The sequence below is a fragment of the Pyxidicoccus fallax genome, from assembly GCF_012933655.1.
GTDB classification, from domain to species: Bacteria; Myxococcota; Myxococcia; order Myxococcales; family Myxococcaceae; genus Myxococcus; species Myxococcus fallax.
The window spans coordinates 1-15,750 of sequence record NZ_JABBJJ010000293.1; the positions used below are offsets into that span (position 1 = coordinate 1).

Below are 15,750 nucleotides of genomic sequence, written 5' to 3' on the forward strand. Positions count from 1 at the left end.
GCGCGGGGCGGGCGCTGTCGTCCTCGAGCGGGAAGAGGGAGAGCCGGTCGGCGTGCTCGTGGTCGCGGTGGCGCACGCTGTAGGCGAACAGCAGCACCGAGCTGGCGACGAGCATCAGGCTCACGAAGACCTGAAGGGTGAGGACGTTCATGCCGGTACCTCCCGCGGCAGGGGTGAGGGTGTGGAGGCCGGGCGCTCGCGCGCGGCGGACAGGCTCCACACGGTGAAGAGGACGGTGGCGAGGCTGGTGGCGGGCATGGCCACCGCGGCGCGCAAGGGCGTCATCCACCCGGCGAGGCACACGGTGACGGCCACCACGTTGTAGGCGATGGCCAGCCCCAGCAGCCGGCGCACCACCGCGCGCAGATGCAGCGACAGGCGCAGCGCCTCGCGGATGGAGGCGAGGCCCTCGCCCAGGAGGAAGAAGTCACTCTTGCCCGGCATCACCGGCCGGTCGATGGCCGGCGTGCCCGCGCACAGGGCCCGCTCGAAGGCGAGGCTGTCGTTGACGCCGTCGCCCAGGTACAGCGTGTCCGCCGCGTCCAGCGACGTCACCGCGGCGGCCTTGTCCTCGGGACGCTGGCCGCCGAGCGCGTGCGCGGTGGGGATGCCGAGCGACTCGGCCATCTCGCGCACCCGCGCCGGGGCGTCACCGGAGATGAGCCACACCGCGCGGCCTTCCGACTGGAGCGCCTGCACCTCGCGGCGCGCGTCCGAGCGGACCGACTCGCGCAGCGGGAAGGCCGCCACCAGCCTGCTGTCGCGCGAGAGCACCGGACCGGCGGCGCGCGGCACACTGTACTCCGGGGACAGTGCCCAGTCCGTGAGGCCCAGGCGCCAGCACACGCCGTCCCGGGTGAGCTCCAGGCCCTGCCCCGGGTGCTCCGTCACGCGGGCCTCCGGGGAGAACCGCGCGCCCACGCGGGTCAGCGCGGCGGTGAGGCACCGGCTCGCCGGGTGGTTGCTGCGCGAGGCGAGGTCGAACGCCACGTCGCGCGCCTCCGGAGCCAGCTCCTCCACCGACGCGCGGTCCACCAGCTCCAACCGGCCGAGCGTCAGCGTCCCCGTCTTGTCGAACAGCACCTGCCGCACGCGGGGTAGCCGGTCCAGCAGGTCCGTGCTGCGCACGAAGAAGCCACCGCGCCGCAGCCGCGCCTGCACCAGCTCGTACGCCAGTGGCGTGGCGATGCCGATGGCGCACGGACACGTCACCACCAGCAGCGCCACCGCGACCTCCAGCGCCTTGTCCGGCCCGGCCGGCCACCACAGCGCCAGCCCCAGCGCGGACACCGCGAGCACCGTGGCCACCCAGCGGCGCGACACCCGGTCCCAGAAGCGCGTGTGCACCGCCGCCCCACCCGTCCCCGCGGGAGCACGGCGCAGCAGGGCCACCAGCGAAGAGTCCGTGAAGGCCTGCGTCGCCTTCACGCGCACCGCCTCGCGGCCCGCGTTGAAGGCCCCGGCGGGCAGCGGCTCCCCCTTCACCACCACTCGCTCGCCGGGTTCCCCTGTAATCCAGTCGGTGGACACGCGCGCGTCCGCGTCCAGCAGCACCGCGTCCACGGGCACGAGGTCGCCCGAGGCAATCACCAGCACGTCGCCCTCGCCCACCTCGGCCGCGCGCACGGTGCGAAGCCGCTCGCCCTCCTGCTTCCGGACGAACAGCCCTTCCGCTCCGTCATCCTCCAGGAGGAAGCGGCGGTTGCGCTCCAGCACGCGCTGCTGGAGCCAGCGGCCCACGAGCATCAGCGTGACGAAGGTGTTGAGCGTGTCGAAGTACGCCAGGTCCCCGCGCCCGCCCCGCGCCTGCACCAGCGACGTGCCGAACACCAGCAGGATGCCCAGGGCAATCGGCAGGTCCAGGTGCAGCACGCCGCGCCGCAGCCCCTGCACCGCCGAGCGGAAGAAGGGCCAGCCGCCCACCACCACCACCGCCGTGGACAGCCAGAGGCTCAGCCGCGTGAAGAGGCTGAATACGTCGCCGTCCTCCGGCGTGAGCCCCACGTAGAAGCTCACGGAGAACAGCATCACGTTCATCGTCAGCGCGGCGCAGATGCCCAGGCGGATGGGCAAATCCAAGCTGGCGGCCTCGGGGCGCTTGCGGCTGGGGCCGAAGAGATAGCCGAAGCCCTCCACCGCGCGCAGGAAGCCGCCCACGTCGAAGGCGCCGCGCCTCCACTGCATGCGCACCTTGCCCAGGGCCGGGTCCACCGTGAGGCCCGCGCCGCCCTCCTGCCGGCGGAACAGCTCGTTCATCAGCCAGACACATGCGGCGCAGTGGATGCCCTGAACGTCCAGCTCCAGCGCGCACACCGGCCCCGGCATGGCCTCGGCGCGCGTCACCAGCGGCTCCAGCCACGCGAAGCCGCGGTCCTTGCGCGGCTCCGGGGCCGGCGCCGCCTTGCCCTGGGTCAGCTCGTAGTAGCGGGTGAGACCCTGTTCCCGCAGCAGGCCATACACGGCCTCGCAGCCCGCGCAGCAGAAGCCGCGCGACGCGGCACCCGCGGGCACGGGGCTGCCGCAGTGGAGGCAGGCGTCCGGGGTGGACTCGGGCTGGGGGGAAGCAGGCATACGAGGTGTCGCCTTGCGAACGGCATGCCTGTTGCGAGGCAGGGGGGCATGCCGCTCGAAACGACCGCCATTTCCTCGCTGCTGGCCGCGTTCCCACCCTCACCCGCGGTGGCGGCGGGTGCACTCGGTGCGCTGACGGTGGGGCTCACCGGCAGCGTGCATTGCCTCCTCATGTGCGGGCCGCTCGCCTGCGCGGGCCTGCCCACCGTGCCGGGCCCCGAGCGGCGTCGCGCGGTGCTCGCCTATCAAGGAGCGCGCGTGGCGGCGTACGCCCTCGTGGGAGGGGCGCTGGGCGCGCTCGGAGGCGGAGTCACCCAGGCGCTGGCGGTGTCCACGCGGCCGTATCTGCCCTGGCTGATGGCGGCGGCGTTGGTGGCCTCGGCGCTGGAGGTGGGCAAGCGGCTGCGCCCGCTTCCGGGCCTGTCGCACGTGGCGCGCGCCGTGGCGCGCTGGGGCGCAAAGTTTTCGTGGACCGGCCGCGCGGGCGCAATGGGTGCGGTGACGCCGCTGCTGCCCTGCGGCCTGCTCTACGGCGTCTTCGCGGCGGCGCTCGCGAGCGGCTCCTTGGGTGGCGGCGCGCTGGTGCTCGGAGCCTTCGCGGTGGGTGGACTGCCCGCGCTGCTGGGTGCGCAGCTCCAGGTGGGGCTGTGGAAGCACCGGCCCCGCGTCGTGTCGTTCCTGCTCCAACGGGCGGTGCCGCTGGTGGCCGCGGCGCTCCTCATCTACCGCGCGGTGGGTACGGCCAGCGGCCAGCCGCGCTGTCACTGAGCGGGCCGGCCGACGGTGTTGCTTGTCGGTGGGGGTGGCATCAGCGAGGCTGCTCACTCCCTCCATGCCGTCCTTCTCCCGAGGTTCCCACCGATGACCGCGCTGCGCCCCACGAGCGTCCTCGCCGCGTTGCTGCTGCTGTCCCCTGGTTGCACCACCTCGCGTCCGCCAGCCCAGGCGGAGTCCCCGGCCGCGTCCCCCGCGTCCGCCTCGGCGCCCACGCTGTCCCAGGCGCAGGTGGCGCTGCGCGGCTTCGTGGACGCGTACTTCGAGGAGCACTTCCGGCGCCTGCCCATGGCGGCCACCAACGCCGGCCTCCACACCTATGACGGCGAGCTGCGCGGCTTCCGGCCGGAGGAGCGCGCCTCGCACCTGGAGTTCCTGAAGGGCCGGCTGGAGGCACTGCCGAAGGCGGTGGACCGGGCCGCGCTGCCGCCCGAGGACAAGGCGGACTTCGACATCCTGGAGAACCACCTGCGCGCGCGCATCCTGGACCTGGAGGTGGTGCGCGCGTGGGAGCGCAACCCCAACGCGGCGCTCGGCATCGCCTCGTCCTCCGTCTTCCAGCTCATCAACCGCGACTTCGCGCCGCTGGAGGAGCGGATGCGCTCGGCGGTGAAGCGCATGGCGGTGGTGCCAGAGGTCTTCACCTCGGCCCAGACCACGCTGAAGAACCCGCCCCGGCTGTGGACGGAAATCGCGCTGGAGCAGGTGAAGGGCACCCGGGCGCTGTACGCGCAGACGCTGCCCAAGGCCTTCGAGCCCGTGAAGGACGCGGCGCTGCAGGAGTCCTTCAAGCAGGAGCAGGCGAAGTGCCTCGCGGCCATCGATGGCTACACCCGCTTCCTCAAGGAGGACCTGCTGCCGCGCTCGAACGGGGCGTTCGCCATCGGCGAGGAGACCTACCGGAAGAAGCTCCAGTACGAGGAGGGCGTCACCGAGAGCATCGACTCGCTCTTGGCCTGGGGCCGCGCGGAGATGAAGCGCACGCAGGAGCAATTCCGCGAGGTGGCCGGCCGCATCGCCCCGGGCAAGGCGCCCATGGACGTGTACCGCGAGCTGGGCAAGGAGCACCCGGCACCGGCGGAACTGGTGCCGACGACGCTGTCGACGCTGGAGGACATCCGCCAGTTCCTCATCGACCGGCGCATCATCACCGTGCCCAGCGAGGTCCGCGCGCGGGTGGCGGAGACGCCGTCCTTCAGCCGGGCGCTGTCCTTCGCGAGCATGAGCACGCCGGGCCCGTTCGAGACGAAGGCGACGGAGGCGTACTACTACGTGACGCCGCCGGACCCGGCGTGGACGGCGGAGCAGACGCTCCAGCACATGAGCTTCTACAACCGCTACGCGCTGCCCATCGTCTCCATCCACGAGGCGTACCCGGGCCACTACGTGCAGTTCCTGTGGACGAACCGGGTGGAGTCCAAGGTGCGCAAGCTGCTGGGCTCGGGCTCGTTCGCCGAGGGCTGGGGCCTGTACACCGAGCAGATGATGCTGGACGAGGGCTACGGCGGCACGGGCCTCCAGGCGGACAAGCTGCGGCTCAACCAGCTCGCGCTCTACCTCCAGCGGCTGGCGCGCTACGTGGCCGGCCTGTCGCTGCACACGCGCGGCATGACGTACGAGGAGGCCGTGCGCCTGTTCGAGCAGGAGGCGTACATGACGCGCGTCAACGCGGAGCGAGAGGCGCGCCGTGGCACCTCGGACCCGACGTACCTCGTCTACGCGCTGGGCAAGAAGATGCTGATGGAGCTGCGCGAGGACGCGAAGGCGAAGTGGGGCAAGGACTTCAGCCTCCAGCGCTTCCACGACGCGGTGGTCTCCTACGGCTACCCGCCCGTGCCCATCGTCCGCCGGCTGCTGCTGGGCGAGGACGCAGGCGAGACTCGCGCCACCGAGTGACGTCGGGACATGAATCGGGAGGGATTGAAGATGCTGGATGGTTCTAGAGCGCGATTCACCCGGTGGTTGATGACGTTGCTCGGCGTGGGTCTGGTGGCCTGTGGCACGAAGGCCGTCACCTCACGGTCCTCTGAGCCGGAAGAGCAGTCCCTGCCCAGCGACGAAGTAGCGGCCAGATATCGGTGCGAGTCGCGGGATGGGGGAGTCGTGGGCCCTCCCCTGAACCCCTACCCGCTGAACTCCGACCGCATCAGCGAAGTCCTCGTGCAGAGGGCTTGCGCCATCCCCAAAGGCCAGGTGGTGTTCTCATCCACCTGTTCCAAGGGCAAGGGCATGGTCAAGTTCATCGTGACCACGGACGGAGGCTTCTTCGAAAGTCCCCAGTGCCAGGACGAGCCCCGCTCCCGCGCTACCGTGACCCAGGATGGAGGCATCTACACCATCACCCTTCGCGCCCACCCGGACGCTTGTGCTCTGAGCGTCGCCGCTGACGCCGAAGGAGCCCAGGCGACGTGGTGCATGGAAGGCGACTGCGCCCACGTCCCATGCCTCAAGGACGGTGAAGGAGGCATCCGCGGAACCCTGGATGTGGGGACGACGAAGCCCGGTGATGAAGCGCCGGATGGAGGTGCACACCGCTAGGGCCTGCCCAGCAGGCGCGTCGCCACCCGCTTCAGGTGAGGATTGCGCGCGAGCGCCGCGTCCAGGTCCTTCCGTGCCTGCTCCAGCGGAGGACGCGTCTCGGTGGATAGCAGGCTCGCGCGCAACAGCAGCGCGTCCGCCCATCCCGGGCGGGCGACAAGCAGCGCGTCCGCCACCTCCAGTCCCTGCTCCAGCCACGGCCGGGGATCCTGCCCGGAAGCCCGCATCCACAAGGCACGCTCGCGGCAGAACTGGCCGAAGGCGAGCTGTGCCTCCTGTTGCCCGGGCTCCTGCTGGAGCGTCTTCTCGAAGGCCCGCGCTGCCTCCTCGAAGGCCGCGCCCGCGAGCTCCCGCCGCCCCCGTGAGGTGAACGTGCGGGCGCGCACCTCGAGGACCCGACCCTGCGCCAGCCAGGCCTGCAGCTCCTCGGGGTTGCGGGTGAAGGCCTCGCGCAGGGCCGCTTCGGCCCTCGCCAGCGCCGGCGCCGGGTCCTGCCCCTGCTCCAGCGCGAGGACGGCCCGCAGGTGATGAACCCTGGCCAGATTGGCCCAGGGCAGGGCCATTCCTGGAAGCAGCACGAGCGCATCGCTCAAGGCCCGCTCGGCCGCGAGCGCATCAGCCTTCGGGTCCTGGCCCAGCATCCACCGGTACAGGGCGCGCAGGGTCCGCACCTCGCCGAGGTTGTTCTGCCCGTAGCCCTGCTTCGGAGCCACGGCGATGGCCTGCTCACACGCGGCCTGCGCCCGGTCGAGAATGGGAAACGGGTCCGCGCCACGGTCCCATGCCTCGCGAGCGAGTTCCAGCAACACCAGGCTCACCCCATGGTGGAGCTGGGGCACCTTCGCATTGATGGCGATGCCGCGCTGGTACAGGTCCAGGGCCGCCTCCAGGTCTGGCCGCCCGTCTCCGCCCTGGCGCACGCGGCGCGCGGCCAGTTCCTCGTGGAGCCGCCCGCCCAGGAAGTACGTCACGAAGTTCCCGGGATTGAGCGCCCGCGCCTTCTCCAGCGCGACGCGGGCTTCCTCCAGGTCGCGCGCCGCGTCCTGAGCGCCCGGGACGGTGGCGCAGTCCAGGCAGGTCATCCCCAGGTTGAGCCACGCATCCGGAATCCGCGCATCCAGGCGGATGGACTCGCGATAGGACTGGATGGCGCGCGTACAGGCGGGGAGCGGGTCTGCTCCCGTGGCCTGCGCGTGGTTGACCTGGGTGCGGAACACCAGCCCCAACGTGGCGTGCAGCTCATAGTCCCGCGCCTTCTCGGGCACCCCCTCCAGCGCGGCTATCGCCTCGCGCAACGGCTCGCTCGGGTCCAACCCCCGGGCCTGGAGCGCTCGCGCCCGGAGCCACAGTCCGTACCCCAGCGCCAGCCGGGCGCGGAGGGGCTCGGGGCGGAAGGAAAGGGCCTCCCTCGCGGCCGTCATCGCCTTCTCGAGGGGAGATTCCACCTCCTCCCCCCTGTTCATCCGATACTCCGCCAGCCGGTTGTGGAAGATGGCCTCGGACACCTTCGCCCGTGCGAAGCCGGGGTCGGCCGCCAGCGCGCGCGCCAGTGCCTCCAGGCCGCGCGTGTACGGAGGCAGCACGTCTCCCCGGCCATACAGCTCCATCACCATCGCCGTAAGCTCCAGCGAGGCCAGCGCGTAGTGGACCTCGGGCACGCTCTCCGCGGTGGCGGCCGCGTCCGCGTAGGCCCGGCGCCCGGCCTCCAGGTCCGCCCGCGCGCCGTCCTGGTCCCCCGTGTTCCAGCGCCGCGCGGCCCGCGTCTGGAGGATGTCGCCCCGCAGCAGCGACGCCTCGTGGAACCACGCCCTCCGCCCCGCGGCCTCCAGCCGTACCAGGGCCTCGTCCAGCCGGTCCTCGTAGAAGGCCAGCAGCGCCGCCACGTAGTCCGTGGAAGGCACCTCCGCGCCCTCGCTGGCACGCAGCCAGCTCAGGGCGGGCTCCCGGTAGTCCCGCGCCAGGGACTGGCGCCGCGACTCCCGCTCGGCGGCCGCCGGGAGGCGTTCCACCTCCAGCAGGGCGTCCCGGTACAGGTGCCCGACGACCACGGCCAGGGCCCAGGCGACGCGGGGCTCGCGGTAGCCCTCGCGCCACGCGGTCTCCAGGGCCTCACGGGCGCGGGCCTCTTCCTTCAGGGCCAGGTAGCCACGCCCCAGCGCGTAGTGCCCCGGCCCCACCGCCGTGGCACCCGCCTCCCGTACCTCCGCCGCCAGCGCCTCCAGGTTGCCGCGCAGCTGCTCGCGGTCCTCGCGGATGTCATGGAGGCGGGACAAGCTGGAGTAGCGGGCCAGCGCCTCGATGCGCTCGACCTGCTCGGTGAAGCGCCGGGCCAGGTGCTCCCGTCGAGCGGCCTCCTGGCGCACATACACGGCCTGCCCCAGCGCGGCACACGTGAGCACCAGCGCCACCGCGACGACGCTGGCGAGCACCCGGTGCTTGCGCAGTCGCTTGCGCAGGCGGTAGCCCAGGCTGGAGGGGCGCGCGCGCACGGGCTCCCCCGAGAGGAAGCGCTCCAGGTCCTCGGCCAGCTCGCGCGCGGAGCCGTAGCGGGCACCGCGCTCCTTCTCCAGGCACTTGAGGACGATGGCCTCCAGGTCCACGGGGATGTCCCTGTCCAGCGCGCGAGGGGGACGCGGCTCCACGGTGCCCACGTTGGCGAGCACCTCCAGCGCGTTGGAACCCGGGATGGGGGCCTGCCCCGTCAGCAGCTGATACAGCGTGGCGCCCAGGCTGTAGACGTCCGCGCGCCGGTCCAGGCGCGACACCTCGCCCCGGGCCTGCTCGGGGGCCATGTAGTGCGGCGTGCCCAGCACGGAACCCGTGGCGGTGAGTCCCTCCTTCCAATCGCGCGCCAGCCCGAAGTCCATGACGTAGGGCTTGAGGCGACCATCCTCGGCGCGCTCCACCAGGATGTTGGAGGGCTTGATGTCTCGGTGGATGAGCCCGGCGCGATGGGCGGCGTGGACGCCCTCGCAGACCTCGCGCATCACCAGCGCCTTCTGCTCCACCGTGAGGCCCGACGCGAGCTCCTGGAGGGGAACGCCCCTCACGTACTGCATGGAGATGAAGGGATGGCCCTGGGCCTCGCCCACCTCGTACACCTTGCACACGCGCTCGTGGTCGACGCGGGCCTGGGCGGAGGCCTCGGAGAGCAGGCGGCGAACCAGCTCGGGCGCGCTGCGGACGACGAACTTCAGGGCCACCTCGCGGCGCAGGCGCGGGTCGTACGCCAGGAAGACCTGGCCCATGCCACCCTGGCCCAGGAACCTCAGGGGCTGGTAGCGCTCCCACCCGGGCACCGGGAAGCCAGGCACCGAGCCGGGACGCTCCCGCGTGGGCGTGGGGGACGGTCCGTCGAAGGTCTCCGTCTCCGCGCCCCGGCGGCGACCCGCCAGCAACTCCAGGAGCCCGCACCCCCTGCGACGTGCTTCGTCGACCAGCGCCTCCGCCTCGTCGCGGGAGACGAGTCCCTCTTCCAACGCAATGCGGAGCTCGGCTTCCAGGTCCATGGCCTCACCCAGGGCGGGGACGCTAGCACGCCACCCCTCCCCTGCCCGCCCGAGCCTTGACCAGAATCAGATTCTAGAATCAGATTCTAGTCATGGAGAAGGAACGACGGAGCTCGGTGGGGGAGCGGAGCCGGCGGGCCATCCTGGACGCGGCGCTGGAGTGCTTCTCGCGGCTGGGGTGGGCGGCGACGACCATCGAGGACATCCGCAAGGGCAGCGGCGCCAGCGTGGGCAGCGTGTACCACCACTTCGGCGCGAAGGAGGGCATCGCCGTCGCGCTGTACATCGACTGCCTGCGCCAGCATCAGGAGGCGCTGCGGGCCCGGCTGGAGCGGGAGGTGGACGCGGAGGGCTTCGTGCGCGAGGTGGTCACCCACCACATCGCCTGGTCGCGCGCGAATCCGGACGCCGCGCGCTACCTCATCCAGATGCGCCGCGACGAGTCGGTGGCCGCCGCCGAGCCCGAAATCCAGGAGGCCACCGGCGGCCCCGTGCGCGAGGCGTACGAGCGGCTCAAGGCGTACGCGAAGGGGGGCCAGCTCCTCAAGCTGCCCTCGTCCGCGTACCTGCCACTGCTGCTCGGCCCGGCGCAGGAATTGCTCCGCGTCTGGGCCAGCGGCCGTGTCGAACTCAAGCCCGGCATCGAGAAGGTGTTCTCGGACGCCGCGTGGCGGAGCCTGCGCCCGGAGGGTGCGCCATGATGCTCGGTGAAGGTGAAGCCACGCCCTCCCCTGCTCCTGTGATGGCGGAGCCCGTCACCCTTCCCGCGCGCGATGGCCTGCGGCTGGCGGCGACGCTGTACCGGGGGAACTGGAGCAACGGGGTCGCCGTGCAGGTGAATCCGGCGACGGCGGTGCCCCGGAGGTACTACGACGCCTTCGCGCGGTACCTCGCGGGCCGGGGGTTCACGGTGGTGACGTACGACTACCGCGGCATCGGGGAGTCGCGCCTGGGGCCGGAGGCGCTCCGCGTGGCGAGCTTCCAGGACTGGGGAGAGCTGGACGCGCCCGGCGTGCAGGACTGGCTGGCGGCGCTCGTGCCGGGGCATCGGCTCGCGGTGGTGGGGCACTCGGCGGGTGGGCAGATGCTGGGGCTGGCGGACAACGTGTCGCGCTTCCGCGCGGTGCTGCTGATTGGCTCACAGCACGGGTGGTGGAGGCACTGGTCGGGAGTGCCTGCCTTGAAGCTCGCCTTTGTCTGGTACGTGCTGACGCCGGTGGCGCTGGCGACGGTGGGCCGCTTCCCGGGGAAGCTCGTCGGCATGGGCGACCTGCCCGTGGGCATCGCGCGGCAGTGGGCCCGCTGGTGCCGGAACCCCCACTACGTGTCCGATGAGGCGGGTGGTCCGCTGCGGCCCTACAACTGGGAGCTCCGCGCGCCGCTGCGGCTCTACAGCTTCACGGACGATGCGCTCGCGCCGGAGCGCGCCGCTCGGGCCCTGCTCGACTACTACCCCTGCGCTCGAAAGGAGCACCTGCACCTGAGTCCGGCGCGGCTCGGTGTCGAGCGTGTCGGACACTTCGGCTGGTTCCGCGCCTCGATGCCACGCGCCGCCTGGGACGAGGCGGCGGAATGGCTGGAGCGAAAGGCGATGGGGCAGGACGACGCGGAGTAGCCGCCTACGTACGCGCGTCCGCCAGCGCCCAGGCGATGGCGTCGCTGATGCGGTCCTGACCGAAGAACAGCTCTCCCCCGATGACGCAGTTGGGGGCGCCGAAGATGCCCAGCGCCTCGGCTTGCTCCGTGTTCGCGCGGAGCTTCGCCTTGTTCTCCGCCGTGACGGCCCGCTCCAGCACCGGCTCGGGGTCCACGCCGAGCCCCTTCAGCAGCTTCGAGAGCATGGACGGGTCCGAGATGTCACGGTCCTCGGCGAAGTTGGCGAGGAAGACGCCTCGGATGAAGTCTCCGAGCCACGGCTGCCCCTCGCCCGCGCACGCCACGCGGGCCGCGAGGATGCTGTTGCGGGGGAACACCGTCGGCCGCCGCCAGGGGAAGTCGTGCTTCGCGCACAGCCGCTCGACGTCGCGCCACATGTACCTGCCCTTCACGGGCTGCACGTTGAAGGGCGAGTCCTTGATGCCCTGCTGCGCCGTGAAGAGCGGCCCCAGCAGGAACGGCTTCCACACGAGCAGCACTCCAGCGGCCCGGCACTCTTCCTCGATGCGCAACGCTCCCACGTGCGAGTAGGTGCTTGCGAAGTCGAACCAGAACTCCAGCGATGTGGCCATGGCGATACCTCCTGCCCTGGAGGTCTATACGCGTTCCTGGCCAGAGGGCCACCGTCCTTCGCGCCGAGTCTGCTACTTCCAGTCACCGCCTCCGGCGAGGTGGGCAACCAGGGCGAAGGCCAGCTCCTCGTACGCGCCCGCCGGAGGCGAGTCGCTTCCGACGAACTCGATTCGCAGGGGCCGGTAGTGCGTGGCGAACGAGTCGTTGGCGCGCTGAAGACCTCGCAGGACGGCGGTCTTCACGTCCTCGGGGGCGAGCCGTGGCGGGGACCTCCCCGTCTCCAGGTCGATCACCTCCACGGACCCGCCCTCGTCCCGTGGCGCGAGGCGCAGACCGAGCAGGTTGTGCTTCGGCCCGGTCACCCTCACGACCCGGTAGACTCCGTTCGCCTGACTGAAGTGCATGCCCCGAGGCCTCTACCGCGCCTCCGGCACCGTGGCTACAGGCGCTCCAACACGGCCGCCACCGCCTGACCGCCGCTCGTGCACAGCGCCACCACGGCCACGCTGCCGCCGCGCCGCTCCAGCTCGTCCAGCGCCGTGCCCACCAACATGCTCCCCGTGGCTCCCAGCGGGTGCCCCAGCGCGATGGCGCCGCCGTTGACGTTGACGCGCTCCAGGTCCACCTCCAGCGCACGTGCCGTCTGAAGGACGACCGCCGCGAAGGCCTCGTTGATCTCCCACAGGTCCACGTCGCGCGCCGTCAGGCCCGCGGCCTTCAGCGCCTTGGCCGCCGCCGGAGCCGGCCCCGTCAGCATCAGCACCGGATCACTTCCCACGGCCGACACCGCCCGCACCCGGGCCCGGGGCTTCAAGCCATGCGCCCGTACGTAGTCCCGCGACGCCACCAGCACCGCCGCCGCTCCGTCCACGATGCCGCTCGACGTCCCCGCCGTGTGGAGGTGGCGCACCGCGCCGGCCCTCGGATACGCGCGCAGCGCCACCTCGTCGAGCGTCTCCCCTCCGGGCTCCACGGGCTGCGCGCCGAGCTGCGTGAACGACGGAGCGAGCGCCGCCAGCTTCTCGCGCGACGTGTCCCCGCGCGGAGAGTCATCCGCCGCGAGCAGCACCTCGCCGGTGTCCGGGCTCCTCACCTCGAAGAGGCTCCGTGAGAACCGGCCCTCCGCCTGCGCCCGGACGGCGAGCTGCTGCGAGCGGAGGCCGAACGCGTCCAGCTCCTCGCGGGTGAACCCCTCCAGCGTGGCGATGAGGTCCGCGGAGATGCCCTGGGGCACCTGCAAGAAGCGGCGGCGCAGGTGCGTGTTGCCCGCGTCCACGCCTCCACCGTCCGCGCCCAGGCCGTACCGGCTCATCTGCTCCACGCCACCGGCCACCACCAGGTGCTGCGCTCCGGAGGCCACACCCATCGCGGCCACCGACAGCGACTGCAACCCCGAGCCACAGAAGCGATTGAGGCTGAACCCCGGCACCGCGATGGGCCAGCCCGCCGCCAGCAGCGCCTGCCGCGCGATGTTCGCGCCCTGCGCCTCCACCTGCGCCACGCAGCCAATCACCACGTCGTCGATGTCCGTGACCTCGACTCCTGTGCGCTTGGGAAGCTGCCGCAGCGTCTGGGCCAGCAGCTCCTGCGGGTGCAGCCCGCTGAGAGCGCCCTTCCCCGGCTTCGCCCGGGCACGCGGAGTACGGACCGCATCCAGAATGAAGGCATCCATGGACAAACCCCTCCCACCTGCGGCGAGGCGCCTCGCCCCGTCATCGCCACCCATCAATATTATGCTCATAATACGGTCGCAACCCCGAGTCGCTCGCGGCGCGTACCTCCAGTCATTCCGGGGTGTTGGACACGTGCGAAGCCGTACAGCAGGACCAGATGACGTGTATAATACGGAGCAGTAAGGAGACGTCGGATGGGACACCCCCCGGAGCAGAAGCAGGCCACACACGAGCGCATCCTGGAGGCGGCCGGAACGCTCTTCCGGCGGCAGGGGTTCTCGGGGACGAGCGTGGAGAACGTGATGCGCGCCGCGGGGCTGACGGTGGGCGGGTTCTACGCGCACTTCGGCTCGAAGCAGGCGCTCCTCATCGAGTCGCTCCGGCGCATCATGAGCGGGCGGCGCATCGAGTGGTTCCAGGGGATTGAAGACCTGCGCGGCACGGAGTGGCTGAGCCACGTCGTGCGGCGCTACCTGTCCCGGGCCCACCGTGACGGCGAGATTCCCATCTGCCCGCTGCCCGCGGTCCTCTCCGACGTCGTGCGTGGAGAGCCCCCCGTGAAGGAGGCGCTGGCGGAGGAGATGGGCCGGATGGTGGACGCCATCGCGGCGAACCTCTCCGGAGACGCCAGGGCGAGCGCCCGGGAGCGCGCGCTGGCCGCGTACGCGCTGTGCATCGGCACGCTGACCCTGTCGAAGGCCTCGCAAGGCACGCCCCTCTCGGACGAGCTGCTCATGGCGGCGCGGCGTTGCTCGGTGCTGCTGGCGGAGACCTCCGAGCCTCGCACCTGACGGACGCCCCGGCGGGGGACGTCTCGGGAAGGACGATGGACGGCGCGGCGCTGGCGACCGTCCGTCGGAGCGGGGCAGATTCCCGGGCATGACGCCCGACTTCCCCCGCATCCCCTGGCTCGGCTACCGAGACCCGTACGAGGAGCTCCCGGCCCTGACGCTGGGAACGGGAGGCTTCGGCACGCGTGTCACGGCGGACGAGGCCCACCGCCTGGTCGCGGCGGCGCTCGACCGCGGCATCCGCTCGTTCGAGACCGCGCCGTACTACGGCGATGGCGTGGCCATCCATGAGCTCGGGCGGGCCCTACGGAACCGGTGGCACGAGGCGGCCGTCGCCGTCCACGTGCGCTCGGCGCATACCACCGGGGGACTCGGCCTGACGCACAGGGTGGAGAGCGCCCTCTCCCAGCTCGGCGCGGATACCCTCGACCTGCTGTACCTCGAAGCGCCGAACTCCCATCCGCTGGAGGTCCTCCACGGCATCGGGCGCCTGATACGCGAAGGCAAGGTGCGCCACTGGGGTGTCTCGCGGGCGGTGGGCTGGGACCTCCTGCAATTGGAGAAGGAGCGAGCCGGAACGGAGGTGCCGCCGCCCATCGCCGAGCAGCGCCACTTCAGCATGCTCATCCAGCGCGCCGCCTATGGGCTTCACTTCCCGCCACTGGCCCGGCGGCTTCACTCCGCGGTGTGCCATGTCCTCGAAGGTGGGCTGCTCGGTGGCCGGAACATGGACGCACTCATCAGCTCCTGGGGCGGGCATGGGTCCCATGCCTATCCGGAACTCCTGCGGTGCCGGCGCGTCCTCCTCGAGGCCTTCGCGCGTGTCGCGCGCGAGGAGGGCCTGACGCTGGCCGAGTTCGCCCTGGTGTGGGTCGCGAACACGCCCGACGTGGACTCCATCGTGCTGAGCCCGTCCACCCTGGAGCAGCTGGCCTCCGCCGCCACCGTCTGCTTCCGCCCGCTCCACGACGATGCCTACGCCAAGGTGGAAGAGATCTGCCGCGCGTACTTCGGTCCCACCGAGGACCATCGGCCGTAGCCGTGTGGGGGCACCCGCGAGGAGCGACGTGTGGGAGAAGAGGACGTCATGCTCGAAGTGGTGCGAAACGAGGGAGACCATTGGCTCGCCGAGATGATGACCCTCGAAGGGTGGGAAATTGGCCGTCTGGTCGAGCGAGTTCGCAGCGGCGAAGCGCTCGCCCTGCCTCGTCGAGTCGAGCCGGGGGAAGACGCCCCGCGGCGTATGTCCGTCACGCTTCCCGGTGCCAGCGCTCCCCACGCGCTCTCCGTGCGCCAGCACCTCCCGCGGCGACGGACGTGTCCAACTGCCCAACGCCTCCGGCCGGGGCCAGTCCGGATGCCCGTGCACGAAGGTGAAGTGGAAGCGCTTCCGCGTCGCGCACCACGCCAGGTGCTTCTCCGGACGCGCCAGCTCCCTCTCGAAGTCCCCCAGGCGATTCGGCGGATGTCGCCCTCGGCCTCCTGGCGCACCTGCTGGGCGCAGCCCGCCTTGCTGGTATGGCGCCGGAAGCAGCTGCCCACCGAAATCCTCCCCGCCCTCGCCTGTGCCTCGGCGCGCACATGCCCATCGCCGCGCACGGACCGCTTCGCCGCCGACTCGCGCAGCGTCATCTCGGACAGGTCCTTCGAGGACCCCATCCCCTC

Annotated in this window: 12 protein-coding genes and 2 pseudogenes; 9 read left to right on the forward strand and 5 right to left on the reverse strand. The window is 71.7% G+C overall.

Annotation, left to right across the window (positions count from 1 at the left end):
* Window positions 1-147: 147 nt before the first annotated feature.
* On the reverse strand, window positions 148-2,571 hold the full coding sequence (locus HG543_RS40415) for a heavy metal translocating P-type ATPase (RefSeq protein ID WP_169350267.1): 2,424 nt from the start codon (window positions 2,569-2,571) through the stop codon (window positions 148-150).
* 48 nt (window positions 2,572-2,619) lie between these two features.
* Here HG543_RS40415 and HG543_RS40420 point away from each other — a divergent pair, with 48 nt between their 5' ends.
* From HG543_RS40420 to HG543_RS40430, 3 genes are all read left to right on the forward strand, one after another.
* On the forward strand, window positions 2,620-3,339 hold the full coding sequence (locus tag HG543_RS40420; RefSeq protein ID WP_169350268.1) for a sulfite exporter TauE/SafE family protein: 720 nt from the start codon (window positions 2,620-2,622) through the stop codon (window positions 3,337-3,339).
* Between the two features lie 93 nt (window positions 3,340-3,432).
* Complete coding sequence (locus tag HG543_RS40425) at window positions 3,433-5,241, forward strand: DUF885 domain-containing protein (protein ID WP_169350269.1); 1,809 nt, start codon at window positions 3,433-3,435, stop codon at window positions 5,239-5,241.
* Between the two features lie 9 nt (window positions 5,242-5,250).
* Window positions 5,251-5,883: a hypothetical protein gene (locus HG543_RS40430; protein ID WP_169350270.1), complete on the forward strand. Its 633-nt coding sequence runs from the start codon at window positions 5,251-5,253 to the stop codon at window positions 5,881-5,883.
* Here HG543_RS40430 and HG543_RS40435 read toward each other — a convergent pair.
* Complete coding sequence (locus HG543_RS40435) at window positions 5,880-9,392, reverse strand: serine/threonine-protein kinase (RefSeq protein WP_169350271.1); 3,513 nt, start codon at window positions 9,390-9,392, stop codon at window positions 5,880-5,882. The genes HG543_RS40430 and HG543_RS40435 overlap by 4 nt on opposite strands.
* A gap of 92 nt (window positions 9,393-9,484) precedes the next feature.
* Between HG543_RS40435 and HG543_RS40440 the strand changes: the two genes are divergently transcribed.
* Both HG543_RS40440 and HG543_RS40445 read left to right on the forward strand, forming a co-directional pair.
* Complete coding sequence (locus HG543_RS40440) at window positions 9,485-10,093, forward strand: TetR/AcrR family transcriptional regulator (protein WP_169350272.1); 609 nt, start codon at window positions 9,485-9,487, stop codon at window positions 10,091-10,093.
* Complete coding sequence (locus HG543_RS40445; RefSeq protein ID WP_246357642.1) at window positions 10,090-11,007, forward strand: alpha/beta hydrolase family protein; 918 nt, start codon at window positions 10,090-10,092, stop codon at window positions 11,005-11,007. The genes HG543_RS40440 and HG543_RS40445 overlap by 4 nt, the downstream gene beginning before the upstream one ends.
* A gap of 4 nt (window positions 11,008-11,011) precedes the next feature.
* On the opposite strand, the gene HG543_RS40450 is transcribed toward HG543_RS40445, so the two are convergent.
* The 3 genes from HG543_RS40450 to HG543_RS40460 form a co-directional block, all read right to left on the reverse strand.
* Complete coding sequence (locus HG543_RS40450; RefSeq protein WP_169350273.1) at window positions 11,012-11,620, reverse strand: 2-hydroxychromene-2-carboxylate isomerase; 609 nt, start codon at window positions 11,618-11,620, stop codon at window positions 11,012-11,014.
* Between the two features lie 72 nt (window positions 11,621-11,692).
* Complete coding sequence (locus HG543_RS40455) at window positions 11,693-12,025, reverse strand: hypothetical protein (RefSeq protein ID WP_169350274.1); 333 nt, start codon at window positions 12,023-12,025, stop codon at window positions 11,693-11,695.
* A 35-nt stretch (window positions 12,026-12,060) separates the two neighbouring features.
* A complete protein-coding gene (locus HG543_RS40460) occupies window positions 12,061-13,293 on the reverse strand; it encodes an acetyl-CoA C-acyltransferase (RefSeq protein WP_169350275.1) in 1,233 nt (410 codons plus the stop codon).
* 195 nt (window positions 13,294-13,488) lie between these two features.
* On the opposite strand from HG543_RS40460, the pseudogene HG543_RS57210 reads away from it, so the two are divergent.
* The 4 genes and pseudogenes from HG543_RS57210 to HG543_RS40475 form a co-directional block, all read left to right on the forward strand.
* Window positions 13,489-13,656, forward strand: a pseudogene (locus HG543_RS57210) (TetR/AcrR family transcriptional regulator); the annotation flags it as partial.
* A gap of 135 nt (window positions 13,657-13,791) precedes the next feature.
* Window positions 13,792-13,905, forward strand: a pseudogene (locus HG543_RS57215) (TetR/AcrR family transcriptional regulator); the annotation flags it as partial.
* Window positions 13,906-14,173: 268 nt separating this feature from the next.
* Window positions 14,174-15,124, forward strand: a complete 951-nt coding sequence (locus HG543_RS40470) for an aldo/keto reductase (RefSeq protein WP_169350277.1) — start codon at window positions 14,174-14,176, stop codon at window positions 15,122-15,124.
* Window positions 15,125-15,550: 426 nt separating this feature from the next.
* On the forward strand, window positions 15,551-15,750 hold a 200-nt coding region (locus HG543_RS40475), incomplete at its 3' end, for a hypothetical protein (RefSeq protein ID WP_169350278.1).

Coding starts and splice junctions, on each gene's coding strand:
- HG543_RS40415 (WP_169350267.1), bottom strand. CDS start 2,571: ATGCCTGCTTCCCCCCAGCCCGAGTCCACCCCGGACGCCTGCCTCCAC.
- HG543_RS40420 (WP_169350268.1), top strand. CDS start 2,620: ATGCCGCTCGAAACGACCGCCATTTCCTCGCTGCTGGCCGCGTTCCCA.
- HG543_RS40425 (WP_169350269.1), top strand. CDS start 3,433: ATGACCGCGCTGCGCCCCACGAGCGTCCTCGCCGCGTTGCTGCTGCTG.
- HG543_RS40430 (WP_169350270.1), top strand. CDS start 5,251: ATGAATCGGGAGGGATTGAAGATGCTGGATGGTTCTAGAGCGCGATTC.
- HG543_RS40435 (WP_169350271.1), bottom strand. CDS start 9,392: ATGGACCTGGAAGCCGAGCTCCGCATTGCGTTGGAAGAGGGACTCGTC.
- HG543_RS40440 (WP_169350272.1), top strand. CDS start 9,485: ATGGAGAAGGAACGACGGAGCTCGGTGGGGGAGCGGAGCCGGCGGGCC.
- HG543_RS40445 (WP_246357642.1), top strand. CDS start 10,090: ATGATGCTCGGTGAAGGTGAAGCCACGCCCTCCCCTGCTCCTGTGATG.
- HG543_RS40450 (WP_169350273.1), bottom strand. CDS start 11,620: ATGGCCACATCGCTGGAGTTCTGGTTCGACTTCGCAAGCACCTACTCG.
- HG543_RS40455 (WP_169350274.1), bottom strand. CDS start 12,025: ATGCACTTCAGTCAGGCGAACGGAGTCTACCGGGTCGTGAGGGTGACC.
- HG543_RS40460 (WP_169350275.1), bottom strand. CDS start 13,293: ATGGATGCCTTCATTCTGGATGCGGTCCGTACTCCGCGTGCCCGGGCG.
- HG543_RS40470 (WP_169350277.1), top strand. CDS start 14,174: ATGACGCCCGACTTCCCCCGCATCCCCTGGCTCGGCTACCGAGACCCG.